This is a genomic window from Pseudomonas sp. Z003-0.4C(8344-21), assembly GCF_900104975.1.
Classification (GTDB): domain Bacteria; phylum Pseudomonadota; class Gammaproteobacteria; order Pseudomonadales; family Pseudomonadaceae; genus Aquipseudomonas; species Aquipseudomonas granadensis.
The window spans coordinates 5,679,307-5,703,622 of the sequence record NZ_LT629756.1; the positions used below are offsets into that span (position 1 = coordinate 5,679,307).

Genomic DNA, 24,316 nt, shown 5'->3' on the forward strand with positions numbered 1-24,316 from the left:
GCCCTGATGGAACCCGAACCATGGACCTGACTCCACGCGAAAAAGACAAGCTGCTGATCTTCACCGCCGGCCTCGTTGCCGAGCGGCGCCTGGCCCGTGGCGTGAAACTCAATTACCCGGAAGCCATGGCCTATATCTCCGCCGCGCTGCTCGAAGGTGCGCGTGACGGCCAGACCGTCGCCGAGCTGATGCACTACGGCACCACCCTGCTCAGCCGCGAGCAAGTAATGGAAGGCATCCCGGAAATGATCCCGGAAATCCAGGTCGAAGCGACGTTCCCCGACGGCACCAAACTGGTCACCGTTCACCAACCGATCGTCTGAGGCGCGCCATGACCTACTTCATTCGCGATGCGCTCCACACCGACCTGCCGGCGATCCGCGATATCTACAACGACGCGGTGCTCAACACCACGGCGATCTGGAACGAGCAAGCCGTCGACCTCGGCAATCGCCAGGCGTGGTTCAGCGCGCGGCAGGCTCAGGCTTATCCGATTCTGGTGATCGTCGACAGCGACGACGCTGTGCTCGGCTACGCTTCATTCGGCGATTGGCGGCCTTTCGACGGTTTCCGCCACACGGTCGAACACTCGGTTTACGTGCGCAGCGATCAGCGCGGCAACGGCCTCGGCCCGCAACTGATGACAGCGCTGATCGAGCGCGCGAAAACCTGCGGCAAGCATGTGATGGTCGCCGCAATTGAAAGCGCTAACGCCGCCTCGATTCGTCTGCACGAACGCGCCGGTTTCAGCATCACCGGGCAGATGCCGCAGGTCGGCACCAAGTTCGGCCGCTGGCTCGACCTGACCTTCATGCAACTGACTCTCAACCCTGGCGCGCAGCCGCCTGACGCTCACAAGGAGTGACACCGATGAACGCCGCCCAGTTGCGCCGCGTCAACGCTGAAAGCTTCGCGCATTACCGCCAGGGCTTGATCGATCTGTTGCTCGACGCCGTCGGTTATGGCGCCAGCGTCGGCTTCATGGCTGACCTCGATGCAGCGCAGGCGCGCGTCTATTTCGATGAGGTGCAGGACAGCGTCAACAAGGGCAGCGTGCTGCTCTGGGTGGTGGTCAAGGACGAGCAAGTGCTGGCCAGCGTGCAATTGGGCCTGTGCCAGAAAGCCAACGGCCGCAATCGCGCCGAAGTGCAGAAACTGCTGGTGCGCGAACACGCGCGGCGGCGCGGCCTCGGTCAGCAGCTGATGCAGGCGCTGGAGCTCGAAGCGCGCAAACACCAGCGCGGCCTGCTCTATCTCGATACCGAAGCCGGCTCGCCAGCGGAAAATTTCTATCAAGCCCTGGGTTACAGCCGCGCCGGGGAAATCCCCGACTACGCCTGCGACCCCCACGGCACGTATCGCCCGACCGCTCTCTACTACAAGATTCTGCAAGGAGCCCAGTGATGATTCCTGGCCAATACCAGATCCAGCCCGGCGACATCGAACTCAACGTCGGCCGCCGCACCGTCAGCCTGAAAGTCGCCAACAGCGGCGACCGGCCGATTCAGGTCGGCTCGCACTATCACTTTTTCGAGACCAACGACGCACTGCTGTTCGACCGCGCCGCCAGCCGCGGCATGCGCTTGAACATTCCGGCCGGCACGGCGGTGCGTTTCGAGCCGGGGCAGAGCCGCGAAGTCGAGCTGGTGGATTACGCCGGGCATCGGCGGGTGTTCGGCTTTGCCGGACGCATCATGGGTGATCTCTGACATCGGCGTGCACCGCCGCCCCTCACCCCAGCCCTCTCCCGAGGGAGAGGGAGCCGATCACCGCGATCAGTCCCCTCTCCCGAGATAGAGAGCCGATCACCGATAACCGCCTCACCGCGATCAGTCCCCTCTCCCTCCGGGAGAGGGCTAGGGTGAGGGTCCATGGCTCACCACCATTTTCCTGAAGGACGCAGCATGAAAATTTCCAGAAGCGCCTACGCCGACATGTTCGGCCCCACCGTCGGCGACAAGGTGCGCCTGGCCGACACCGAGCTGTGGATCGAAGTCGAGAAAGACTTCACCACCTACGGCGAAGAAGTGAAATTCGGTGGCGGCAAGGTCATCCGCGACGGTCAGGGCCAAAGCCAGTTGCTCGCTGCGGAAGTGGTCGACACGCTGATCACCAACGCGCTGATCATCGACCACTGGGGCATCGTCAAGGCCGATGTCGGCCTCAAGGACGGGCGCATTGCGGCGATCGGCAAGGCCGGCAACCCCGACGTGCAGCCCGACGTGACCATCGCCATCGGTGCCGGCACCGAAGTGATTGCCGGCGAGGGCATGATCCTCACCGCTGGCGGCATCGACACCCACATCCATTTCATCTGCCCGCAGCAGATCGAAGAAGCACTGATGAGCGGCGTCACCACGATGATTGGCGGCGGCACCGGCCCGGCCACCGGCACCAACGCCACCACCTGCACATCCGGCCCTTGGCACCTGGCGCGCATGCTTCAGGCGGCCGACGCGTTCCCGATGAACATCGGCCTCACCGGCAAGGGCAACGCCAGCCTGCCGGAACCGTTGATCGAACAGGTCAAGGCCGGCGCCATCGGCCTCAAGCTGCACGAAGACTGGGGCACCACCCCGGCGAGTATCGACAACTGCCTGAGCGTCGCCGATCAGTTCGACGTGCAGGTGGCGATCCACACTGACACCCTCAACGAATCCGGCTTTGTCGAAACCACTCTCGGCGCGTTCAAGGGCCGCACCATCCACACCTATCACACCGAAGGGGCCGGCGGCGGGCACGCGCCCGATATCATCAAGGCCTGTGGTTTCCCCAATGTTTTGCCGAGTTCGACCAACCCGACCCGCCCGTTCACCCGCAACACCATCGACGAACACCTCGACATGCTGATGGTCTGCCACCACCTCGACCCGAGCATTGCCGAAGACGTCGCGTTTGCCGAAAGCCGCATCCGCCGCGAAACGATTGCCGCCGAAGACATCCTCCATGACCTCGGCGCATTCTCGATGATCAGCTCCGACAGCCAGGCCATGGGCCGTGTCGGCGAAGTCATCACGCGCACCTGGCAGACCGCCGACAAAATGAAAAAACAGCGCGGCCCGCTGCCGCAGGACGGCGAAGGCAACGATAACTTCCGCGCCAAGCGCTACATCGCCAAGTACACCATCAACCCGGCGATCACCCATGGCATCAGCCATGAAGTCGGCTCGGTGGAAGTCGGCAAGTGGGCTGATCTGGTGCTGTGGCGTCCGGCATTCTTCGGTGTCAAGCCGACGCTGATTCTCAAGGGCGGCGCGATTGCCGCGAGCCTGATGGGTGATGCCAACGCCTCGATTCCGACCCCGCAGCCGGTGCACTACCGCCCGATGTTCGCCAGTTACGGTGGCTCGCTGCATGCCACCAGCCTGACCTTTATCAGTCAGGCGGCGCAAGACGCCGGATTGCCCGAAGCATTGGGTTTGAAAAAGAAAATCGCCGTGGTCAAAGGTTGCCGTGACGTGCAGAAAACCGACCTGATCCACAACGATTACCTGCCGGACATCGATGTCGACCCGCAAACCTATCAGGTCAAGGCCGACGGCGTGTTGCTGTGGTGTGAGCCGGCGGAAACCTTGCCAATGGCGCAGCGTTACTTCCTGTTCTGATGGCGGTTGCGCTGTCGGAAACGGACGCTCGTCCATTCCCGGCAGCGCGGCCTGATCAGTCAGGGAACGCCCACGACATCTGTTGTTCGCTGTAGTTGTAATCCAGACGCAGCTCGGTGCCTGCGGGGATGTCCTGCGAAGCGAACAGCGTGTTCAGAATAAAGTCGCGGGTCACCTGTTTATCGCCAACCCATTGTTGCGCCTCGATATCGAACGGCACGGTTTCTACGTTATAGCCATTCGGTGCCTGGCGAATCGGCTTGCCTGCTTCGTTGTATTCGAAATTGGAGTTGATCCGGGAAATGATGTTGTCGCCCAGGACCGCCAGCGGATCAGGCAGCATTCGCCCCGGGCCATATTGCAGACGCATCCCGGCGAGCATGCTGAACGTCTGTTCATAAGGCCGTACGAACCTTGCCGGCGTGATGACACCGCCGTAGACGCCGATGGCCTCGCCCTTGGCGATGCGCCGGTTGGCCACCACCATGGACTGGCCGATCAAGGCCTTTTCACCGGGGACTTTCATGTCCGCCTCGGTAAACACTCGCCACTGCAACTTTTCTTCGTAGAGCATCGCCACATCTTCATAACCTTCGTACTTGATGTAGGGCTTGATATGTTCGGAGGTGAACAGATCGCCGTTTTCAAAGCGCACTTTGGTCTGCAACTTTCGAATGCGGATCGGTCTGCCGGCAACGTCACGTAGCGGATATTTGCCATTGTTGGCGCGGTTGTAAGTGCCCAACTGGTTACCGAGAAACGAATAGCGCGTTTCGCTGCGCATCGTGCTCAACTCCTGAGCCGTATAGGGTTTGATCGGCATGGATTCGGAGGCGAGGAAAAACTCTTCCGATTCCCCGTCATCAGTGCGCGGCAATTCCTCCAGGGCCATTTCAAACTCGTCGTCACTGCGGCGAGGCGAGCGACGGCTCTTGCGCGGCATGACAGCCTGCGGCGTGGAAATGGTGAAATCCTGCAATGGATACCAGTGGTTGCTGGCTGCGTCATGTGCCAGCACCGGCCCCGAGGCTTGCAGTTCGCTCGCCAGGCGGGCCCGGTGCAGCCCGGTTTGCGCATCGACGGCAAGCAACACCGTGCCGCCACCCTGAATGTCGGCGTACCTGCGCCCCTTGAACGTGCGGATGCCCTCCGCATCGGCATCGGGCAAGGTGATCGAGGCGGGAATCAGGTATTGCTGCAACGCGGAGAGGTCGGCGCTGACGGTTTCAGCGGTAGCGGACGTCGATACGTGCACCTGCACCCTCGAGGTCGTTGCCTGCGAGGAATCGGCGGTGCTGCCGGCAGCTTCAGGCGTATCGCCAGGTGTTCGGCGCGTCACGGGGTCAGGCGTGAACCGGGTTGTTTCTGCTCCGGACGGCGTTGAATCAGCCGGCGTGCGCGGGCGAGGGGGTACATCGACACGGGTCGTGCCGGGCGTTGGCGGTTTGGGTTTGACTGGCATGAGTACGTTTCCTTGTAAGAACGGCGCAGCGCCACGGCATGCAGTGGCGCCGCGGGAATCGGCGTCCAATGCCGACCCTCAGCGCAAACTAGCAGACCGATCCGCCCGTTCAAACCAGAAAAACATGTGCACACAATAACTGTGGATGGCGGCTCTATTCGACCAGCAAGCGCCCCAGACGCTGGCGCAACATGCGGTTTTCGGCGCGCAGCTCGCGCACTTCTTCGAGCAGGTCCAGCGCCAGGGCGACGCCCTCCCACTCCAGCTCCAGGTCGCGTCGCAGCTTGGCGGCGCGTTTGGCCAGGGCCAGTTCGTAATCGGTGAAGCGCCATTCGCGCGGCGGCCCGCCCTGAGGTTCGAGAATGCCGTGTTCGACGATCTCGATCACGTAGACGTCCGACAGATCGGCCGCCTCACAGAATTCTGCCATGTCCAGTTGAACGCTCAGGGGGGTGCTCATGATGGGCTACTCCGTCATCGAATTCAGAAGTTCTCGCGCGGGTTGAACGCGGCTTTTTTCGCCAGTTCCTGCCACAGCGCCTTGACCTCATCGTCGGCCGCTTTCGGCATCACAGCCTTGAGTTGCACGAACAGATAGCCGCGCTCGCCGCTCTTGCTCTTCAAACCGTGCCCCTTGGCACGCATGCGCTGGCCGTTCTGGCTGCCGGCCGGCACCTTGAGATTGATCTTGCCGGTCAGGGTCGGTACCGCCACTTCGGTGCCCAGCGCCAGCTCCCACGGTGCCAGCGGCAAGGTGATGATCAGGTTGTCGCCTTCAACATCGAACTTGGGGTGCGGCGCAAAGCGGATGGTCAGATACAGATCACCATTCGCCCCGCCACCGACGCCCGGCGCGCCCTGGCCCTTCAAGCGGATGCGCTCGCCATCGGCAACGCCCGCCGGAATCTTCACGTTGAGGCTCTTGCTGGTGTTGCTGACGTGCTGGCCGTGCGCGTTGTATTGCGGCACCTGGAAGGTGACTTTCTTCGACTCGTCCGACAGGGTTTCCTCAAGAAATACCGGCAATTCCATTTCCACGTCCTGCCCTCGCCGTCCACGGGATTGCCGGCCTTCGCCGCCGCCGAAACCGGGGCCGCGATTGCCGAAGATCGAACTGAAGAAGTCCGAGAAGTCGCCGGTATCGGCACCACCGCCGCCGAAGCCGCCACGGCTCTGCCAGCCCGGTGGCCCCTGGAAGGGCTGACCGTGCTGACCATAACGGCGCAGTTCGTCGTATTCGGCGCGCTTGTCGGCGCTTTTCAGCGCTTCATAGGCTTCCGAGGCGTCTTTGAATTTGGCCTCGGCGTCCTTTTCCTTGCTGACATCGGGGTGGTATTTGCGCGCCAGCTTGCGATAGGCCGCCTTGATCGCCTTGTCGTCCGCTGTCGGCTCCACGCCGAGTATCTTGTAATAGTCTTTGAAGTCCATTGAAGGATCACCATCCGTTATCGATTTCGCGCCGTTGCCAGCCTGCGCCCGATTGGCACGTGCCGGGTTGACCGATCTCAAGATTGTGACCGGGTGGCGCCGCAGAAGTTTATCGGCAGTGGACGGCGGTTCTGCTGACCGCCGGTGTATCTGCCGGCCCATGCCAGCAAGTTTGGGGCGAACCGCGAGGTTTCAAGGCAACCGGGATGCGAAATAGCAGATGACCGGCCTTCGAATCTGGCGCGCACTGACATACACTGCGCGGCCGTTTTTTTGACCGGAACCGAAAGACATGAAAGACGCCTCTCCAGCCCGTGCCTGCGGCATCGACTTCGGCACGTCCAACTCCACCGTCGGCTGGCTGCGCCCCGGCATGGACACCATGATCGCGCTGGAAGACGACAAGATCACCCTGCCCTCGGTGGTCTTCTTCAATATCGAGGAACGCCGTCCGGTCTACGGACGCCTGGCGCTGCACGAGTATCTGGAAGGCTACGAAGGTCGGCTGATGCGCTCGCTGAAAAGCCTGCTCGGTTCCAAGCTGATCAAGCACGACACCAGCGTGCTCGGCACGGCGATGCCGTTCAAGGACCTGCTCGGGCTGTTCATCGGCCAGCTCAAGAGCCGCGCCGAAACCGCCGCCGGTCGCGAATTCGAGCAAGTGGTGCTGGGGCGCCCGGTGTTCTTCGTCGATGACGATCCGCTGGCCGACCAGGAAGCCGAAGACACTCTGGTCGAGGTCGCTCGCAAGATCGGTTTCAAAGAGGTGTCGTTCCAGTACGAACCGATCGCCGCAGCGTTCGACTACGAGTCGACTATCGAGAAAGAAGAACTGGTGCTGATCGTCGACATCGGCGGCGGTACATCGGACTTCTCGCTGGTGCGCCTGTCGCCCGAGCGGCGCGCGCTTGATAACCGTCACGACGACATCCTCGCCACAGGCGGCGTGCACATCGGCGGTACCGACTTCGACAAACAGCTGAGTCTGCAAGGCCTGATGCCGCTGTTCGGCTATGGCAGCCGGATGAAAAGCGGCGCCTACATGCCGACCAGCCACCACATGAACCTGGCGACCTGGCACACCATCAACTCGGTGTACTCGCAGAAGTCGACGCTGGCGCTGGGCAGCATGCGCTACGACATCGAAGACACCGGCGGCATCGACCGTCTGTTCAAGCTGATCGAACAACGCGCCGGGCACTGGCTGGCGATGGAAGTCGAAGAAACCAAGATCCAGCTGACCCACACCGACAGCCGCCATGTGCCGCTGGATCGCATTGAAGCGGGGCTGAGCGTCGAGCTAAGCCGCACGCTGTTCGAATCCGCGATCGAAGCCTTGCTCGAGCGCGTGCGCGGCAGCGTTACGCAGTTGTTGAATGACGCCGGCGTAGCAGTCGATCAGGTTGATACGGTGTTCTTCACTGGGGGCTCCAGCGGCATCCCGGCACTGCGCAACAGCGTCTCGGCGATGCTGCCGAACGCGCGGCATGTCGAAGGCAATATCTTCGGCAGCATCGGCAGCGGCCTGGCGATTGAAGCCCGTAAACGGTATGGCGTTTAGCGCCAGCTGCAAGCTTTAAGCTGCAAGCTACAAGTAAGAGCAAAAGCAAAAACAAGAGCCGCTGCAGCTTTTGCCTTTGCTTTTACTTGCCGCTTGAAGCTTGCAACTGAAAGCTGCTTTTCAAACCATTCCTCCGAGCTTCAGTTCGCTCTTCAGGTACGCATAATAAATCGGCCCCGCCACCACTCCCGGCAAACCGAATGCGGCTTCGAACACCAGCATTGCCAGGAGCAACTCCCACGACTTGGCACTGATCTGCCCGCCGACGATGCGCGCGTTGAGAAAGTATTCGAGCTTGTGGATAACGATCAGATAGCCCAGCGCCGCAACGGCCACCCAGATCGACAGCGACAGGCCAACGATGGTGATCAGCGTGTTGGAAATCAGGTTGCCGATCACCGGCAGCAGGCCGAGCAGGAAAGTCAGCACGATCAGGGTCTTGGTCAGCGGCAGCTTGATCCCGAACAGCGGCAGAACCACCGCAAGAAAGATCCCGGTGAAGAAGGTGTTGAGCAGGGAAATCTTGATTTGTGCGAAAACTATGTTGCGAAACGCCTGCACCAACAGGTGCAAACGATCGAACAGTGCCGCAGCCAGTGGCTTGCGTTTGGTCACGTCGGGGATGCGTTGCAGCGCAATGATCGCACCGAGCACCATGCCTATCAGCAGCGTGACGAACATGTGCGCGGCGTCCTTGCCGACCAGTTGCAGGTCGGACAGATGTTTGCCCAGCCATTCACCAATCGCTACGCGAAACTCCGCCGCACTGGCTGGTAGATAAGCATCGATGAACGGCGGCAATTGCCCGCGCGCACGATCGACCACGCCCATGAACTTATCGAGGGAAGCGCCGGGATTTTCCGCTTCGTGCAACAGAAAACTGATCGCGCCGGCGAAGATCAACGCCAGCACACTCACCACCAGAGTGCCCAGCAAGGCCACCGCCAGCCAACGCGCACGCCGGCCCTCGATCAAGCGCTGCAACTGCGGGGTCAGCATGTTGACCAGCTCGAACACCAGCAACCCGGCCAACAGACTCGGCAACAAACGCAGCGGCAGCACCAGCAGCAGACCGCCGAAAATGATGATGCAACTGACCCAGAACACGACATGACGCTGAGAAAACGTTGGCATACAGCCTCAAAACGAACGGCGTAAAAGGATGGGCAGTCTGCCAGCGATCCGGGGAGAGCACTAGGGATATGCGGGGTTTCGGATTTTCGCGCATGGCTTGCGAATTTTTCCCTCACCCTGGCCCTCTCCCTTTGGGAGAGGGCCAGGGTGAGGGTCAATCTGGAGACGATCACATTATTGGGCGCCCCATCGCACCGCTTATTTCTTCTTCAGACAATCACTCATGAACGCCTTCCGCGCATCGCCGGTCAGCGCCTTGGTTTTCGCGTCGGCATTGCAGGTACTCATCTTCTGCTGCTGCGGGGTCAGGACCTTGCCGTCGTTCGCTGCCGGGGTGGCCTTGAGGCAGGTGCTCATGAAGGTTTTGCGCTCGTCACCCTTCAGGCTCTTGGCGGTCGCATCGGCATTGCAGGTGGTCATCTTGTTCTGTTGCGCCGTGGCGGCGAAACCCTGGGAACACAGGAGCAGACCGATCATCAACAAAGGCACACGCAACATCTTCATGGAGTTTTCTCCTGGTTGCCGCACCGATGGATGCGGCCTCGGCTGGAGTGTAGCCAAATCCTGTTACACCTTCCTGCCTTCCAGGTGGCTGCGGCGGTATTGCTCCGGCGTGCACCCAGCCTGACGGGCGAACATGGCGATGAACGCCGAGCCGCTGCTGTAACCGAGATCAAAAGCGATTTCCTGCACGCTCCGTGCAGTTTCCAGCGCCTCGATGGCGGCGAGGTAACGCAAGCGCTGGCGCCACTCACCGAAACTCATCCCCAGCTCGCGAACAAACTGCCGGGCCAGCGTGCGCTCGCTGACATGCACCTGCAGCGCCCAGTGGGCCAGCGGCTGATTATTGCCCGGCTCAGCTTGCAGCATGTCGAGAATCGCCAGCAAGCCGGGGCTGCTGGCGTACGGCAGGTAGCATTCGTGCACAGGCGCCTGCTGCAGTTGATCGACCAATACCTGGGCCAGGCGCTGATCGGCATCCAGTTGCGGGATCTTCACATCTCGGGCGGCGAAGTCCTTGAGGATCGCCTTGAGAATATCGCTGATCGCCAGAGTACAAGCCCGCGCCGGCAACTCGGCGCAGACCTTGGGATCGAGGCACACCGCGCGATAGTTGACCGGTTGATGGCTATAGAAACTGTGTTCGACCTGCGGCGGCACCCACACGGCGTATTGCGGCGGTGACATGAAGCGGTTGCCGTCGACATCCATGTGCAGCACACCGTGCGCCGCGTATTCCAGCGTGCCCCACGGGTGTCGATGCGGCGCGGCAAATTCGTGAGCATTGAAATCGGCGTAGCGAAAGTACACCGCCGACGGCAGTTCGCTGAAATCCAGCAGATCGATGTGTTTGCTGTTCATGCTGTCCGGTTGCAGTGGCGATTTGTCCGGTTCGCAGTATAGGGCTGCATCCGGACAAGGGATAATTGCCGTTCATTAACGTACTGGTTTCAACTCATGCAATACGCGTTTCCACTGCTGGCGATTTTTATCTGGGCCGGCAATACCGTAATCAACAAACTGGCGGTCGGGGCGATTTTCCCGGCCGAGATCGGTTTCTACCGCTGGCTGCTGGCCGGCCTGCTGTTCACCCCGTTCATGCTCAAGACAGTCATTGCGCACTGGCCGCAGATTCGCCCGAACCTGGGCAGGATTTTCATCCTCGGCGTGCTGGGCATGGCGGTCTATCAGAGCCTCGCCTATTTTGCCGCGACCCTGACCACTGCGACCAACATGGGCATCATCCTCTCGCTGATGCCCTTGATGTCGCTGGCCATGGCGATCATCAGCCTCGGGCAACGCCTGACCGCCGGGGCGCTGGTTGGCGCGGTGCTGTCATTCGCCGGAGTGCTGGTGGTGGTGTCGTCCGGTAGCCTTGGCAGTCTGCTGCAACACGGGGTGAATCTGGGTGATGCGATGATGCTGATCGCCACGCTGGCCTACGCGATCTACAGCACGCTGCTGAAGAAATGGCAGCTGCGTTTGCCACCGCTGGTGCTGTTGTATTTGCAGGTACTGGTGGCGATCGTCGTGTTGTTTCCGCTGTACGCCGCTTCGCCGAAAACCGGGCTGACCGCGCAGAACATTCCGCTGGTGCTGTACGCTTGCCTGCTGGCATCGATGCTCGCGCCGCTGGCGTGGATGCAGGCAGTGCAGCGTCTGGGGCCGAGCCGCACGACGCTGTTTTTCAACTTGCTGCCGTTGATTACCGCGTTGATTGCGGCAGTGGTGTTAAAGGAGCAGTTGGCGATGTATCACCTGGTCGGCGGGTTGCTGACGTTGGGTGGGGTGGTGTTGTCTGAGCGCTGGACCACGGTGCTGGGGCGCAAAATCGGCGTCGTCTGATCCGGCCCTATCGCGAGCAAGCTCACTCCTGCAGTTGAAATGCGCTCCCTGCAGGAGTGAGCCTGCTCGCGATGAACGATAACCCGGTCTGCCTGCTAACACCCGGCCGCCTCCAGCCGCGCCGCATGCTCGACAAACAGCCTTACCGGATCCGCGCCCTTGCCAACCAGCCCCAACGACTGGTTGACGATGTCGAAGTGGTCCAGCGGATAGTCATCGCCAATCACCGTACCCAAGTGTGAGCTGTAACGTCCGACCATGCCGTCGCACTGCCCCGGCTCGCGCACGAAGGTTTTCGCAAACAGCCGACAGCTGCGATTCGTCCCGTCGAACAGATTGCCGCCCCGATCAGTCTTGCCCGGCTGCAACGTGCCCGACCACGAGTAATAACGCACACCGTTGACCTCTTCCGGCCCGTGCCCGCCCCAGGTTTGCGGCAAGCCCTGTGGATAACGCTGATTGAACAGCGCTACGCCCGCCGTGGTCAGCGAATGGTGCGAGGCATGAATATCCACCGGCAGTTTCGGCCCGTGGTAGCCGGTATCGAGCAAGGCCATGACCCAGCCGACCAGGCGCAGCAGGGCTTCGAGCAGGCGGCCCCGGGCGCTGTCGGCGGGATAGTTGGTTTCAAGATAGTCAGCCAGTTCCGAACCGTGGTTCGGCCCGGCCACGGACGTCACCGAGGCGACCAGATCCGGGCGTTTCGCCGCCGCATAACGCGCCGTCAGCGCCCCTTGGCTGTGACCGAACAGATTGACCTTGTGCGCACCGGTCTCGCGCAGGATTTCATCGATTCGCGCCAGCAACTGCTCGCCACGCACCTCAGTTGAATTGAGCGGCGACACCTGCACGGCAATCACCGTCGCCCCCGTGCGGCGCAACGCCTTGATGATGCCGTACCAATACGGGTAGAACACCAGCCGGACGAACCCGAGCATGCCCGGCACCAGCACCAGTGGATAACGTGTCGACATCGGCGGACATCCTTGTAGTCGTGAGTGGATGCAAGATGTGCAAAACGCCCGCCAAGCATCCACGTGGATCATGACAACTCGACCACCAGCCTACTGCAGGCCCATGGCGAACGTCACTTCAAACCCGGCAGCGATCAGCAAGAACAGCCAGGCCATCAGAATGTCCGGGCCAGGTCGAGCAGCCGTTGCTCGGCCGCGGCCACCGACACCGCAAAGGTGCGCTCGGCAGACTCCTCGCCTTCGGCGGCGACAACCGTGACGTCATTGATGCCGATGAAACCCAGTGCCGTGCGCAGCCACGGATCGGCATGGTTCAAGGCCTCCAGCTCGCCGCCGGGGCCGAAGCCAAATCCGCCGCGACTGGTGACGATCAGGGCTTTCTTGCCCTGCAACAATGGCGTGTACTGGGCGACGCCGTTGTCCAGCGTGTGGTCGAAGGTCAGCCCCAGACGCACAATCTGATCGACCCAGGCCTTGAGGCCGCTGGGCACATTGAAGTTGTACATCGGCGTGGAAATCAGCAGCAGATCATGGTCGAACAGTTCACCCACCAAGGCGTCACTCAACGCCAGATCCGCCTGCATCACCAACGGTCGCACCTCGGGCTCCGGATAGAACGCCGCCGCCACAAACGCCTCGCTGACCGCCGGAATCAGCGCTCGCCCCACCTCACGGCGAGTCACCTGCGCCCCCGAATGACGCGTCTGCCAGGCACTCAAAAACCCTTCCGCCAGCCGCCGCGAAGTCGACCGCTCACCCCGTGGACTGCTGTGCACCACAAGAATCCTGCTCATCTGTAAATCTCCTGACTAGAATTTAACCACTTGACGCTTGCAGCTTGAAGCTGGCCGCTGCTTCATCTCAAATGAGCAAAAATCAGTCGGGATGAATTGATTTCACCCATGGAGTTGCCCATGTTCGCCTCGTTGCCGCTGACCGCCCTGCGTGCTTTTGAATCAGCCTCCCGGCTGCTGAGTTTCAAGGCTGCTGCCGAAGAGCTTTGCGTCACGCCTACTGCGATTTCTCATCAGGTCCGCGCCCTGGAGGATTGGCTTGGTGTGGCGCTGTTCGAGCGTCTGCCGCGCCAGGTGCGCCTGACCGAGGGTGGCGAACGTCTGTTTCGCAGCCTGCACGGCGCGCTGCTGGAGGTGGCGCAATGCGTTGATACCCTGCGCCCGCAACGCAGCGGCAGCAGCCTGACGCTCTCGACCACTGCGGCGTTCGCCGCGCTGTGGCTGGTGCCGCGGCTCGGGCGTTTCTATGCGCAGCATCCGGATATCAATGTGCGCCTCGACACCCACTGCGAAGTCATCGATCTGCATCAGGACGCCAGCGTCGATCTGGTGCTGCGCTACAGCCTCGACGACTACCCGAACCTGTATGGCCTGTGCCTGTTCGATGAGTCGTTCGGCGTCTACGGCTCGCCCGAGCAGGTGGCGCTGGCCGCGCGGCGCACGCCGACGCTGATCAGCGTGCACTGGTACAACTCGAAGCTCTACGCGCATGGCTGGCAGGCGTGGTGCGCAAAGTCTGGCGAGAACTGGCTGAGCCCGACACCGGCCATCCGCGAATACGACGAAGAGCATTACGCCCTGCAAGCGGCGATCGCCGGACAAGGCCTGGTGCTGGCGAGCAATATTCTGGTTTCGCAAAGCGTCGCCAGCGGTGTGCTGGTGCCGTACCGCGGCGAGGTGCAGGTCGATGGCGCCGGCTACAGCGCCTTGTGCGTGCCGGGCCGCGAGCGGCATCCGCCGGTGCGGGCCTTTTTCGCCTGGCTGCGTGAAGAAGCGCAGCGCTCCGGGTTGACGCCACGGTCGGCGCAAATCGCGTAAAACTTTTCGCCGCGCGCGTCACTCACAGCATGGGTAGCGACCGCGTCAGCAGAACGTGGCGCCCATCGGATTAGCCTCCAGGAGAGATTCACATGAGCGACGACCTGCATTTGTCAGATGTACAAACCCTGCGCGAACGTGCGCGGCAACACGTCGAAAACGGCGCCGTCACCGAGAGCTACAGCGCCAACCGCGAAGAAGTGCTGCGCCTGCTCAACGAATCGCTGGCCACCGAACTGGTGTGCACCTTGCGCTATAAACGTCACTACTTCATGGCCACCGGCCTGAAAGCCAAAGCAGCCGCCGATGAATTCCTCGAGCATGCAGTCCAGGAAGCCGAGCACGCTGATCGCCTGGCCGAACGCATCGTGCAACTGGGCGGTGAACCGGAGTTCAATCCGGACGTACTGTCGCGGCTGTCTCACGCGCAATACGTGGCGGGCAATACGCTCAAGGAAATGGTCTACGAAGACTTGGTGGCCGAGCGGATCGCCATCGACAGTTACCGCGAGATCATCCAGTACCTCGGCGACAAGGACCCGACAACGCGACGCATTTTCGAAGACATCCTGGCCCAGGAAGAAGAACACGCCGATGACATGGCGGACATTCTGAAAGACCTGTAACCATTCAATACCGCCATCGCGAGCAGGCTCACTCCTACAGGTTGAAATGCGTTCCCCTGTAGGAGTGAGCCTGCTCGCGATGGCGTCTTTGTATGCGCTGAAAATTACCGGGTAGGTTTAACAGTAACCGGCGCCTTGCCCTGCTTCATCTGCTCCAGCAACGGCGCACACTGGTTCGGCTCGCCACCGCTCGGTGCGACCAGCGCCAACAGCCCGGCCGCCGGAGCAGCGATCACACCCAATGCAACCATGCCCGCGCCACGCAACATCAATGGCACAGCCTTCACCCCGGCATCCGGCTTGATGAACTTGCCGCGCACATACAGCGGCGACCGCAGGGAGATCAGGCGCCAGCCCTTGGATTCCGGCGTCACCGTCAGGTCGAGTTGCTCGGTGGCCATGTTTGCCGTGCCGTCGATGTAGATGATTGCGTTCTCGGTATCAAAGACAAACAGCTGCGTGGTCGCCAGCCCGGTCTTGATATCGAAGTCGGCAGCAGCGCAATTGATCTTCACTTCCTTGTCGCCAAAGATCTTGCCGACTACGTAATTGCCGACGTTGAGCCCGGCCAACTCCATCAGCTCGCGGCTGATAGCGCCGTCGTTGATCAACATCTTCAACTTGCCGTTGGCGCCGCCGAGCAGCTTGGCCACCGAGTTGCCGCGTCCGCTGATATCGGCGTCACCGTTGAGTTCACCGAAACTGGTCTTCATCGGTTCGAAGGTCGGGAACAGCTCCTTGAGCTTGAACTTGCGCGCGGTCAAGCGGGCCCGGCCCTCCAGCGGTTCGGTGCGACCATTGAGGCGGATCTGCGCATCCAGATTGCCGCCGGCCACGCCAAAGCGCAGCGGCTCAAGGCTGAGTTCGCCGTCGTCGAGTTTCAAATGGGTGTAAAGGTCGGTGAATGGCAGCTTTTCGCTGTGCACGATGCGCTTGCCGGTGAATTCGACGTCAGCGTCCATCGCGCGCCAGCGATCGGTCTTGAACTCCTCGACCGGCAGCACCTTGTCGGTCGGCTGCTTGCTCGCGCCGCCACGGGCCTTTTGCTCGGTATTGGAATCGGCGCCAATCAGCGGCGCGAGATCGGCGAACAGCAATTGATTGGAGAGCAAAGCGCCGCTGAGTTTTGGTCGGGGCTGGCTGGCAACATAGGTCAGGTCGCCATGAATGTCGCTGTCGCCGATCTTGCCGTTGAATTTCTCGTACGTGAACTTCGCTCCGGCCTCGTCATGCAGCTTGGCGATCAGATGGCCGTCGGTGGAGTACGGCGGCGTGTCCGGCAGGGTCACGCCGGTCAGCGGGTAGAGATTGCCGAGGCTGGCGCCGGCCAGTTTCAGGCGCAAGTCGAGGGCGCCGAGGTTGAGCGGGTCGGTGAGGGTGCCGGCCAGTTCGACGCGGGTGTCGCCGATCTGCGCCTGCGCCTGCAACGGGAAGGGCTTGCGCGCATCCTGCAGCGCCAGCAGCCCGCCGATCTTGCCTTGGCCGGTCAGGTTCTGGCCGTGATACTGGCCTTTGACCTTCAGGGCAAAGGCATAATCCTGTGGCGCACCGCCCTTGTCCTGCGCGGTTTTCGCCGCTTTGGCGCCGACAATGTCGCTGTACGGAATGGGCTTGCCGAGCGGATCGATCAGCACATCGAGGCGGGTCTTGAGGGTCTGATCATCAAGGGTGACATGGCCCTTGTCGAAACCGATGGCGCCGATGTCGACCACCCAGTTCGACGGTTCGGCGTTGGGGTCTTTCGGATCAAACTTGAACACCCAGTTGGCGCGACCGTCAGCCAGGCGTTGCAGCTGGGCATTGGGTTCGGTCAGGTCGATACGCGGAATCACCACGCGCTGCGTCAACAAGGCCAGCGGCGAGATGCGCAGCTCGACTTTTTTCAGGGTGACCATCTGCGCCTGTTTCGACCAGTCCGGGTTGCCCAGGCTCAGATCCTCGGCAACCACGTGTGGCCACGGCACCCAGGCGCGCCAGCCGCCTTCATCCGGCTCGCGCTGCCAGATCACCGCCAGGTTGCCATTAATGGCAAACGCGCGGTGCAGCTCATCGGAGACTTTGCTGTTGAGGGTGGGTTTGATCCGGTTCCAGTCGAAAAACACGATGATCAGAATCAGCACTGCCAAGAGCAGTGCGAGAGTGGCGAAGGTCCAGCTGAAGATTTTTCCAGTGCGCGTCATGCACAAAGCTCCTGATCACGACCGCACGCCTGGATCCCGACGTACAGTTTGAAACGGCAGACCGAAGCGGCCCTCATGCAGTCTGTGACTGGCGAAAGGCCCGCAGGTTTAATGGAAAGGCAGTTTAAGCCATAAAAAGGCCCGCAAAACTGACCGATCGGTCGGGCAGTGTTACCGCGGCCCGCACTTTTGCGAGGCGCGAGTGAGTCGAAAATACCCACCTCGGTGCAAAACCGCCGGCCGGAAAGGCCCGATCTAGAGCCCTCGAAGCGAACAATCAATTCTGTTGATTATTACCATTGCGTTTATGAACTTTTATATCGACTTATCGAGAGTAGCATTGCCCTCGTACCCACTTTATCGCCCTTCCAAGGAGCAACCCATCATGAAACGCCAATTACTGCTCAGCCTTACCCTGTCGATGCTAGCCAGCACTGCTTTCGCCCTGCCCGCTGCCGATCAGGCCACTCCGCAAGTAAAATCCAGCCACTCGGTGTTCAGCCAGACCGTAGCCGCCGATGGTTCCGACCGCACTCCCCAAGGCCAGACCCTGGCTGAAGGCGGCCGTGATCGTCTGGAAGAAAAAGGCCTGGTGCAAGACGGTTCCGATCGCACCCCACAAGGTCAAGCTTTGGCCTCCGACGGTAGCGAGCGCACCCCACAAGGTCAGACCCTGGCGTCCGATGGTAGCGACCGTACCCCACAAGGCCAAACCCTGGCGTCCGACGGTAGCGACCGCACTCCACAAGGTCAGACCCTGGCGGATGACGGTTTCGATAAAACCCCACTGGGTCAGGCAATCGCCGAAGGCGGTGGTGACCGTGTGATCGAACGCAACAGTGCCTTGAGCTAAGCCCATGGCGGCCTCGAAAAAAAGCCCAATCCCCGGATTGGGCTTTTGACTTTTCTGCCCCGCTGCAACGCCTGCCCCACCTTCTCCCGTTCGACGCCGGCAAAGCCGATTTGCTAGAGTGCGACGCTTGTCCTGCCAAAGAACACGCCCTGCGATGCTGCCCCGCGCCGAACAGAAACAACAGACCCGCAACGCCCTGATGGACGCTGCCCGCCACTTGATGGAAAGCGGCCGCGGTTTCGGCAGCCTGAGCCTGCGTGAAGTCAGTAAAACCGCCGGCATCGTACCTACCGGTTTCTATCGACACTTTGCCGATATGGACGAACTGGGTCTGGTGCTGGTCAGCGAAGTAGGCCAGACCTTCCGCGAAACCATCCGCCTGGTGCGCCACAACGAATTCGTCATGGGCGGCATTATCGATGCTTCGGTGCGGATCTTTCTCGACGTGGTCAGCGCCAATCGCTCGCAATTCCTGTTTCTGGCCCGCGAACAATACGGCGGCTCGCTGCCGGTGCGTCAGGCGATTGGCCGCTTGCGCGAGAACATCAGCGCCGACCTCGCCGCAGACCTGGCGTTGATGCCCAAACTCCAACATCTGGACATCGCCGGTCTGAGTGTGATGGCCGACCTGATCGTCAAATCAGTATTCGCCACCTTGCCGGACATCATCGACCCGCCCGCCGAAGCCTTGCCCGAGCATCTGACGCCGCAGGCGAAGATCACCCAGCAGCTGCGCTTCATCTTTATCGGCCTCAAGCACTGGCAGGGGTTGGGCAGTACCGAATAACCGCAGCCACCCCCATCTCCATGTAGGAGTGAGCCTGCTCGCGATAGCGGTATGCCAAGCGAAGCATCTCTATCTGACACACCGCTATCGCGAGCAGGCTCACTCCTACAAAGGTGCAGCAGCGCCGCATTGATTTGGTGCATGACAAATTCTTCACGCACCAAAACCTTCCAGAAACTTCCCGCCTGTTGAAAGATCAGCCACGCGCCGACAGTCATTTCCTACAGATCGGCCGATTGGCGCGGCCCTTGCTCTAGCCTGATCATTGTCCATTGCTGGAAGATTTCCGATGCTGGTGATTCACCGCAGAATCGACCCTCAACCCGTCTGGGCCGCCGAGTTGCACCTGACCTTCGAAGCGCGCAGCAAGAGCCGTTTGCGCTGTTTCAGTGCCGAAGGCGAAGACGTCGGGTTGTTTTTGGAGCGCGGCCAGCCGCCGCTGTTTGACGGCGAGTGTCTGCAAGCCGAAGACGGCCGCATCGTGCGGGTCTGCGCCCGCCCCGAGCAATTGCTGCACGTCACCTGCGCCAACGCGTTTGAATTGACCCGCGCCGCCTATCACTTGGGCAATCGTCATGTTGCCCTGCAAGTCGGCGATGGCTGGTTGCGCCTGCTCGACGATTACGTGCTCAAGGCCATGCTCGAACAACTGGGTGCGCAGGTCGTTGCCATCGAAGCACCGTTCCAACCGGAACACGGCGCCTACGGCGGCGGCCATCACCATTCACGCCATGGCGACGAAGACTTCAATTACGCGCCGAAACTCCATCAGTTCGGCGTTCGCCTGTGAATCCGGCCTGGGCGCTGCTGCGCCTGGCCAGTCCGCAGTTGCCGATTGGTGGTTACAGCTATTCGCAGGGCCTGGAAATGGCGGTGGACAACGGCCGGGTCAACAACCCCGACAGCGCGCGCCGCTGGATCAGCGATCAGTTGCTGCTCAATCTCGCGCGCTTCGAAGCGCCGCTGCTGCTTGCGCATTGTCAGGCGGCCGCCGATGAACACTGGGCCGAGCTGCTGCAGATTTGCGAACGCCATCGCGCCAGTCGCGAAACCCGCGAGCTGCATCTGGAGAGCCGGCAGATGGGCTACTCGTTGCAGCAATTGCTCAACGGCCTGCCGGAGCTCGACGCACCCGCGCGTTGCTTCCTTGAGCAATGCGCCGAACCCCATCTGGCCCTCGGCTGGGCACTGGCCGCGCGTGCCTGGCAGATCAGCCCGCAGGATGCCCTCGCCGCGTGGCTGTGGAGCTGGCTGGAAAACCAGCTCGCGGTGCTGATGAAAACCCTGCCGCTGGGCCAGCAAGCCGCGCAGCGCCTGACCAGCGAACTGCTGCCGCTGCTGCAACAAGCGCAGCAGGACGCGACCCGCATCGATCCTGATCACCTCGGCAGCGCCGCATTCGGCCTGTCACTGGCGTGCATGGCCCATGAGCGCCAGTACAGCCGCCTCTTCCGCTCTTAGGAGAAACATCAAATGAATACACAACCTCTGCGCGTCGGCATCGGCGGCCCGGTCGGTTCCGGCAAAACCGCATTGACCCTGGCGCTGTGCCTGGCCCTGCGCGAGCGCTACAACCTCGCCGTGGTGACCAACGACATTTACACCCGCGAAGACGCCGATTTCCTCGTGCGCAACGAAGCCCTCGCCCCGGAGCGGATCATCGGCGTGGAAACCGGTGGCTGCCCGCACACGGCGATCCGCGAAGACGCCTCGATCAACCTCGAAGCGGTCGACCAACTGAACCGGCGTTTTCCGGGCCTCGATCTGATTCTGGTGGAGTCCGGTGGCGACAACCTTTCGGCAACGTTCAGCCCGGAGCTGTCCGACCTGACCATCTACGTGATTGACGTCTCGGCGGGCGACAAGCTGCCGCGCAAGGGCGGTCCGGGGATCTGCAAGTCCGACCTGCTGGTGATCAACAAGATCGACCTGGCGCCGCTCGTGGGCGCCTCGCTGGAAATGATGGACAGCGACACCCAGCGCATGCGCAACGGCAAGCCATTCGTCTTCAGCAACCAGAAAACCGGCCAAGGCCTTGAGCAGATCATCGCCTTCATCGAACGCCAGGGCCTGCTGAGCGCAGCCTGATTCACTCATCAACAAGGAAGCTTATCCATGACACTCAAACGCATTCTTGGCGCGCTTGCGCTGCTGCTGGCCCCGGCGCTGGCCTTTGCCCATCCCGGGCATGGCGACAGCGGTCTGATCGCGGGCATCAGCCACCCGATCGGTGGCCTCGATCATTTGCTGGCAATGCTCGCCGTTGGTTTGTGGGCGGCGCAACAGCAAGGCGCGGCACGCTGGGCGCTGCCGTGCACGTTTGTCGGCACCATGCTGCTCGGCGGTTTGCTCGGCTTTGAAGGGCTGGAGTTGCCGGCGCTGGAAAGCGGCATTGCCGCCTCGGTGCTGGCGCTGGGTCTGGCGGTAGCATTGGCGGTGCGTCCGCCGCTGGTCATGGCGGTGGCCGCGACTGCGCTGTTTGCGTTGTTCCATGGCGTGGCGCACGGGCTGGAACTGCCGGAAATGAGCAGTCCGTGGGCGTATGCAGCGGGTTTCGTGGTCGCCACGGCCGCTTTGCATGCCGCCGGTTATGGCGTGGTGCGCGTGTTGCCGCAGGCTGCGGCGCCGCTGGTGCGGTTGGCGGGTGCGGCCTCAGCAATCACAGGCGCCTGGCTGCTGGCAGGCTAATCTGTATCGCCTGAACCGGCCTCATCGCTGGCAAGCCAGCTCCCACAGGTTATTGGGAAAGTCCACAATTGTGTGAACACCCAATATCCTTGTGGGAGCTGGCTTGCCAGCGATGACGGCCGATCAGACACCAAACCTTTAAAGGCCGCTGCTCTGCTACCATGTCGCGCAATCGCCCTTGCCCGTGACGACGTCCGCTCATGCCCCACGCTTGCCGCTCCACCGCCCTGCCTGAATTGACCGCCCTGTTCGGCGCTGTGCAACAGCACTTCGTCAACGTGATCGTGCCCCTTTGGCAAGGTCCGGGCTGGAACGCCGACATGGCGTTGCCCTTCGAAGCGCTGGACGCCGCACAGCAACCGCTGCCCGTGCAACGCTATCGGGCCATGGCCTGCGCGCGGCAGCTGTACCTGTTTTCCAGCCTGATCGGGGTTGTGGATAACGCTGAAGTTCGCGCTGCAGCGCTGTTCCGTTCGCTGCAACGGCATTTTCACGATGCCGAGCACGGCGGCTGGTTCTACAGCATCGATGCCCAGGGCAAGCCGCTCGATCAGCGCAAGGACCTCTACACCCACGCCTTCATCCTGTTCGCCTGCGCGCATTACTGGGCAAAGTCCGCTGATCCGCTGGTCGAGTCGACATTGAATGCCGCGCTGGAAATCATCGGCCGTCGCTTCGCCACCGGCGATGGTTTGTATGAGGCGTGTCTGGATCGAGACTGGATGACGCTGCAAACCGGTCCGCTGCAAAACCCGCTGATGCATCTGGCCGAAGCGTTCCTCGCGACGCTGGCCGTGCGCGAAGACCCGCAGACCCAAAAGGACCTGCTCGAATTATGCACAGCGATGCACAAGCACTTCGTCGATCCGCAATATGGCGTATTGATGGAAAAGCCGCTCGGCGCTGTGGATAACTGGTACGAGCCGGGCCATCAATTCGAATGGTATTTCCTGCTGCAATCCTCGCCGCTGCTACGTGACTCGAAATTGCACCGGGCACTGGATCGCGCATTTGCCTTTACAGAGCAGTACGGTGTGCTCGATGCCTGCGGCGCGGTGCGCGCCATGCTTGATCTGGAAAGCAACGGCCGGCCGCGGGATTCGACTCAGCGGATCTGGGCTCAGGCGGAATACCTGCGCGCGCTGACATTGCGCCCGGACAGTGAAGCGGCGGTGCTGCGCCAATTGCAGGCGTTGCAGCAGCGGTTCCTGCATGCCGGCGGCTGGTATGAGTGTCGGGATGAGCAGGGGGAAGTCAGTCGCAAGGACATGCCTTCCACCACGCCCTATCATTTGGCGACTTGCTACAGCGGTCTGGCTGAATATCTGCGCTGACCGATAAATTGCTTTCGCGAACAGGCTCGCTCCCACAGGTGAACATATTCCAATGTGGGAGCCAGCCTGCTGGCGATCAGCAGTGGCGCAGTTTCAAGCCTTGTTCCGCTCAATGGCAAATCCAGCCCAGGTCTGGCTCACCGGCATCAACTCCAGGCTGTTGATGTTGATGTGCGCCGGGGTGTTCATCACCCAGAAGATTGTCTCGGCAATGTCCTGCGGCTGGATCGGCTCGGCACCGGCGTAGGTCGCGTTGTAGCGCTCCTGATCGCCGGCGAAACGTACCAGCGAGAACTCACTTTCACACAGCCCCGGCTCGATGTTGCTGACCCGCACGCCGGTACCCTGCAAGTCGCAGCGCAGGTTCAGCGAGAACTGTTTGACGAAGGCCTTGGTCGCGCCATACACGTGGCTGCCCGGATATGGGTAGTTACCGGCGATGGAGCCAAGGTTGATGATGCCAGCGCCGCGGCCATGACCGATCAGACGCGGCAGCAACATACGGGTGGCGTACATCAGGCCTTTGACGTTGGTGTCGACCATGGTGTCCCAATCGTCCAGATCGCACTTCGGCGCCGGGTCGACACCCAGGGCCAGCCCGGCGTTGTTGATCAGGCCGCGCAGGGTGGCGAACGACGGCGGCAGATTGGCGATCGCCGCCTCCATCGCCTTGCGATCACGCACATCGAGCACCAGACCATGCACTTCGGTCTGCTTCGACAGTTCGGCGCACAGCACATTGAGGCGTTCTTCACGACGGCCGGTCAGCACCAGTTTCCAGCCAGCCTCGGCAAAACGACGGGCACAGGCTTCACCAAAACCGGAGGTCGCGCCGGTGATAAACAGGGTGTTGGACATCGTGTTCTCCTTGCTTCGGCCACCGCGGCAGCCCTTGGAATAGAAAATCAGCAGGCAGCATGCCCGCCCGCGCTTTTACGGGCAACTGCCACAAGCTGTATAAAAAACAACCAAACCTGTCGACGCCGCGGCCAGCGTGGCTTGCAGCCATATACGCGCATGTTATCCACAGTCGGTTCCACAGTTTCCGGGGGCAAGTGGACATGCGCAAAGCCACGCCACACAAGGCTTTGCGGGCGAAACAGAAATTTTTTTGCTTGACCCGGCAGTACCAGTTATGCCGGACAGGGCATTCTTCACGATAGAGCGCTCAGCGCAGTGATTGCGCAAGGCCAGTGCTGACGGCCCTTGGCGAAGTCTTTCCAGAGTTTAATCACAGACTTATCCACAGGCATGCGTGCAGCAGAGAGGCCGTGCTCGCGGCACGATAAAAGGGTTGACAATGGCGCTTGCCGCTCCCTCAAAATCACCCGATCAAAAAACGATCAATCGCCTACAAGCCCCGTCATACAAGGCCTTCAGCCGACTACACCCACGTTATTCACAGCCAGCTCCACAGCAAACGGGGACAAGTCAAAACCGTGGAAAAACAGGCGTTTGCAGCGTCTATATGTCGCGCTTTGGCAGCTTGGTGGATTTGTTTTCCAC

General features: G+C 61.4%; 26 protein-coding genes. 16 read left to right on the plus strand and 10 right to left on the minus strand.

Annotated features, from left to right (window positions below; genetic code table 11):
• Window positions 1-20: 20 nt before the first annotated feature.
• The 5 genes from ureA to ureC all read left to right on the plus strand — a co-directional run bounded on the left by ureA (window position 21) and on the right by ureC (window position 3,605).
• A complete protein-coding gene (ureA, locus tag BLU24_RS25600) occupies window positions 21-323 on the plus strand; it encodes an urease subunit gamma (protein WP_003221215.1) in 303 nt (100 codons plus the stop codon).
• Window positions 324-331: 8 nt separating this feature from the next.
• Window positions 332-865, plus strand: a complete 534-nt coding sequence (locus BLU24_RS25605) for a GNAT family N-acetyltransferase (protein WP_093105244.1) — start codon at window positions 332-334, stop codon at window positions 863-865.
• A 5-nt stretch (window positions 866-870) separates the two neighbouring features.
• Window positions 871-1,404, plus strand: coding sequence for a GNAT family N-acetyltransferase (locus tag BLU24_RS25610; protein ID WP_093105247.1), 534 nt, complete (start codon window positions 871-873; stop codon window positions 1,402-1,404).
• Window positions 1,404-1,709, plus strand: coding sequence for an urease subunit beta (locus tag BLU24_RS25615; RefSeq protein ID WP_090280934.1), 306 nt, complete (start codon window positions 1,404-1,406; stop codon window positions 1,707-1,709). The genes BLU24_RS25610 and BLU24_RS25615 overlap by 1 nt, the downstream gene beginning before the upstream one ends.
• Before the next feature lie 195 nt (window positions 1,710-1,904).
• Complete coding sequence (gene ureC / locus BLU24_RS25620) at window positions 1,905-3,605, plus strand: urease subunit alpha (RefSeq protein WP_093105250.1); 1,701 nt, start codon at window positions 1,905-1,907, stop codon at window positions 3,603-3,605.
• Window positions 3,606-3,660: 55 nt separating this feature from the next.
• Here ureC and BLU24_RS25625 read toward each other — a convergent pair whose 3' ends face one another.
• The 3 genes from BLU24_RS25625 to BLU24_RS25635 form a co-directional block, all read right to left on the minus strand.
• Complete coding sequence (locus BLU24_RS25625) at window positions 3,661-5,067, minus strand: SET domain-containing protein (RefSeq protein WP_093105253.1); 1,407 nt, start codon at window positions 5,065-5,067, stop codon at window positions 3,661-3,663.
• Window positions 5,068-5,221: 154 nt separating this feature from the next.
• On the minus strand, window positions 5,222-5,527 hold the full coding sequence (locus tag BLU24_RS25630) for a chaperone modulator CbpM (RefSeq protein ID WP_093105256.1): 306 nt from the start codon (window positions 5,525-5,527) through the stop codon (window positions 5,222-5,224).
• A 23-nt stretch (window positions 5,528-5,550) separates the two neighbouring features.
• Window positions 5,551-6,495, minus strand: a complete 945-nt coding sequence (locus tag BLU24_RS25635) for a DnaJ C-terminal domain-containing protein (RefSeq protein ID WP_093105259.1) — start codon at window positions 6,493-6,495, stop codon at window positions 5,551-5,553.
• Window positions 6,496-6,787: 292 nt separating this feature from the next.
• On the opposite strand from BLU24_RS25635, the gene BLU24_RS25640 reads away from it, so the two are divergent.
• A complete protein-coding gene (locus tag BLU24_RS25640) occupies window positions 6,788-8,056 on the plus strand; it encodes an Hsp70 family protein (RefSeq protein WP_093105262.1) in 1,269 nt (422 codons plus the stop codon).
• A 120-nt stretch (window positions 8,057-8,176) separates the two neighbouring features.
• Here BLU24_RS25640 and BLU24_RS25645 read toward each other — a convergent pair whose 3' ends face one another.
• The 3 genes from BLU24_RS25645 to BLU24_RS25655 all read right to left on the minus strand — a co-directional run bounded on the left by BLU24_RS25645 (window position 8,177) and on the right by BLU24_RS25655 (window position 10,552).
• Window positions 8,177-9,190, minus strand: coding sequence for an AI-2E family transporter (locus BLU24_RS25645; protein ID WP_093105265.1), 1,014 nt, complete (start codon window positions 9,188-9,190; stop codon window positions 8,177-8,179).
• Window positions 9,191-9,388: 198 nt separating this feature from the next.
• A complete protein-coding gene (locus tag BLU24_RS25650) occupies window positions 9,389-9,694 on the minus strand; it encodes a PsiF family protein (protein WP_090280913.1) in 306 nt (101 codons plus the stop codon).
• Between the two features lie 63 nt (window positions 9,695-9,757).
• Window positions 9,758-10,552 (minus strand): AraC family transcriptional regulator, encoded by a 795-nt coding sequence (locus tag BLU24_RS25655; RefSeq protein ID WP_093105267.1) that lies wholly within the window; start codon window positions 10,550-10,552, stop codon window positions 9,758-9,760.
• Window positions 10,553-10,648: 96 nt separating this feature from the next.
• Here BLU24_RS25655 and BLU24_RS25660 point away from each other — a divergent pair, with 96 nt between their 5' ends.
• On the plus strand, window positions 10,649-11,536 hold the full coding sequence (locus tag BLU24_RS25660) for a DMT family transporter (RefSeq protein WP_093105272.1): 888 nt from the start codon (window positions 10,649-10,651) through the stop codon (window positions 11,534-11,536).
• Window positions 11,537-11,631: 95 nt separating this feature from the next.
• Here BLU24_RS25660 and BLU24_RS25665 read toward each other — a convergent pair whose 3' ends face one another.
• Both BLU24_RS25665 and BLU24_RS25670 read right to left on the minus strand, forming a co-directional pair.
• Window positions 11,632-12,510: an esterase/lipase family protein gene (locus BLU24_RS25665; RefSeq protein ID WP_093105276.1), complete on the minus strand. Its 879-nt coding sequence runs from the start codon at window positions 12,508-12,510 to the stop codon at window positions 11,632-11,634.
• Between the two features lie 155 nt (window positions 12,511-12,665).
• The gene (locus tag BLU24_RS25670; RefSeq protein ID WP_093105281.1) at window positions 12,666-13,304 is read right to left on the minus strand and encodes an FMN-dependent NADH-azoreductase; all 639 of its coding nucleotides are present in this window, start codon (window positions 13,302-13,304) and stop codon (window positions 12,666-12,668) included.
• Between the two features lie 108 nt (window positions 13,305-13,412).
• Between BLU24_RS25670 and BLU24_RS25675 the strand changes: the two genes are divergently transcribed.
• Both BLU24_RS25675 and BLU24_RS25680 read left to right on the plus strand, forming a co-directional pair.
• Window positions 13,413-14,342, plus strand: a complete 930-nt coding sequence (locus BLU24_RS25675) for a LysR substrate-binding domain-containing protein (RefSeq protein WP_172833299.1) — start codon at window positions 13,413-13,415, stop codon at window positions 14,340-14,342.
• A gap of 92 nt (window positions 14,343-14,434) precedes the next feature.
• Entirely contained in the window at window positions 14,435-14,968 is a 534-nt protein-coding gene (locus BLU24_RS25680; RefSeq protein WP_090280893.1) for a ferritin-like domain-containing protein, read from the plus strand.
• A gap of 104 nt (window positions 14,969-15,072) precedes the next feature.
• On the opposite strand, the gene BLU24_RS25685 is transcribed toward BLU24_RS25680, so the two are convergent.
• A complete protein-coding gene (locus tag BLU24_RS25685; protein WP_093105291.1) occupies window positions 15,073-17,148 on the minus strand; it encodes an AsmA family protein in 2,076 nt (691 codons plus the stop codon).
• A gap of 385 nt (window positions 17,149-17,533) precedes the next feature.
• On the opposite strand from BLU24_RS25685, the gene BLU24_RS25690 reads away from it, so the two are divergent.
• The 7 genes from BLU24_RS25690 (at window position 17,534) to BLU24_RS25720 (ending at window position 22,810) form a co-directional block, all read left to right on the plus strand.
• Window positions 17,534-18,001 carry a hypothetical protein gene (locus BLU24_RS25690; protein WP_093105294.1) on the plus strand — a complete coding sequence of 156 codons (468 nt, stop codon included), beginning with the start codon at window positions 17,534-17,536 and terminating at the stop codon, window positions 17,999-18,001.
• A 154-nt stretch (window positions 18,002-18,155) separates the two neighbouring features.
• Window positions 18,156-18,788: a TetR family transcriptional regulator gene (locus BLU24_RS25695; protein WP_093105297.1), complete on the plus strand. Its 633-nt coding sequence runs from the start codon at window positions 18,156-18,158 to the stop codon at window positions 18,786-18,788.
• A gap of 289 nt (window positions 18,789-19,077) precedes the next feature.
• A complete protein-coding gene (gene ureE, locus BLU24_RS25700; protein WP_090280878.1) occupies window positions 19,078-19,578 on the plus strand; it encodes an urease accessory protein UreE in 501 nt (166 codons plus the stop codon).
• Window positions 19,575-20,249, plus strand: a complete 675-nt coding sequence (locus BLU24_RS25705; protein WP_093105300.1) for an urease accessory protein UreF — start codon at window positions 19,575-19,577, stop codon at window positions 20,247-20,249. Before ureE ends, BLU24_RS25705 begins: the two co-directional genes overlap by 4 nt.
• Before the next feature lie 12 nt (window positions 20,250-20,261).
• Window positions 20,262-20,876, plus strand: coding sequence for an urease accessory protein UreG (ureG, locus tag BLU24_RS25710; protein ID WP_090280868.1), 615 nt, complete (start codon window positions 20,262-20,264; stop codon window positions 20,874-20,876).
• A 27-nt stretch (window positions 20,877-20,903) separates the two neighbouring features.
• Window positions 20,904-21,476: a HupE/UreJ family protein gene (locus BLU24_RS25715; RefSeq protein WP_093105303.1), complete on the plus strand. Its 573-nt coding sequence runs from the start codon at window positions 20,904-20,906 to the stop codon at window positions 21,474-21,476.
• Between the two features lie 200 nt (window positions 21,477-21,676).
• Window positions 21,677-22,810 (plus strand): AGE family epimerase/isomerase, encoded by a 1,134-nt coding sequence (locus tag BLU24_RS25720; protein WP_093105306.1) that lies wholly within the window; start codon window positions 21,677-21,679, stop codon window positions 22,808-22,810.
• Between the two features lie 93 nt (window positions 22,811-22,903).
• Here the strand turns inward: BLU24_RS25720 and BLU24_RS25725 are convergent, their stop codons facing one another.
• Complete coding sequence (locus BLU24_RS25725) at window positions 22,904-23,668, minus strand: SDR family oxidoreductase (protein WP_093105309.1); 765 nt, start codon at window positions 23,666-23,668, stop codon at window positions 22,904-22,906.
• Window positions 23,669-24,316: the final 648 nt, after the last annotated feature.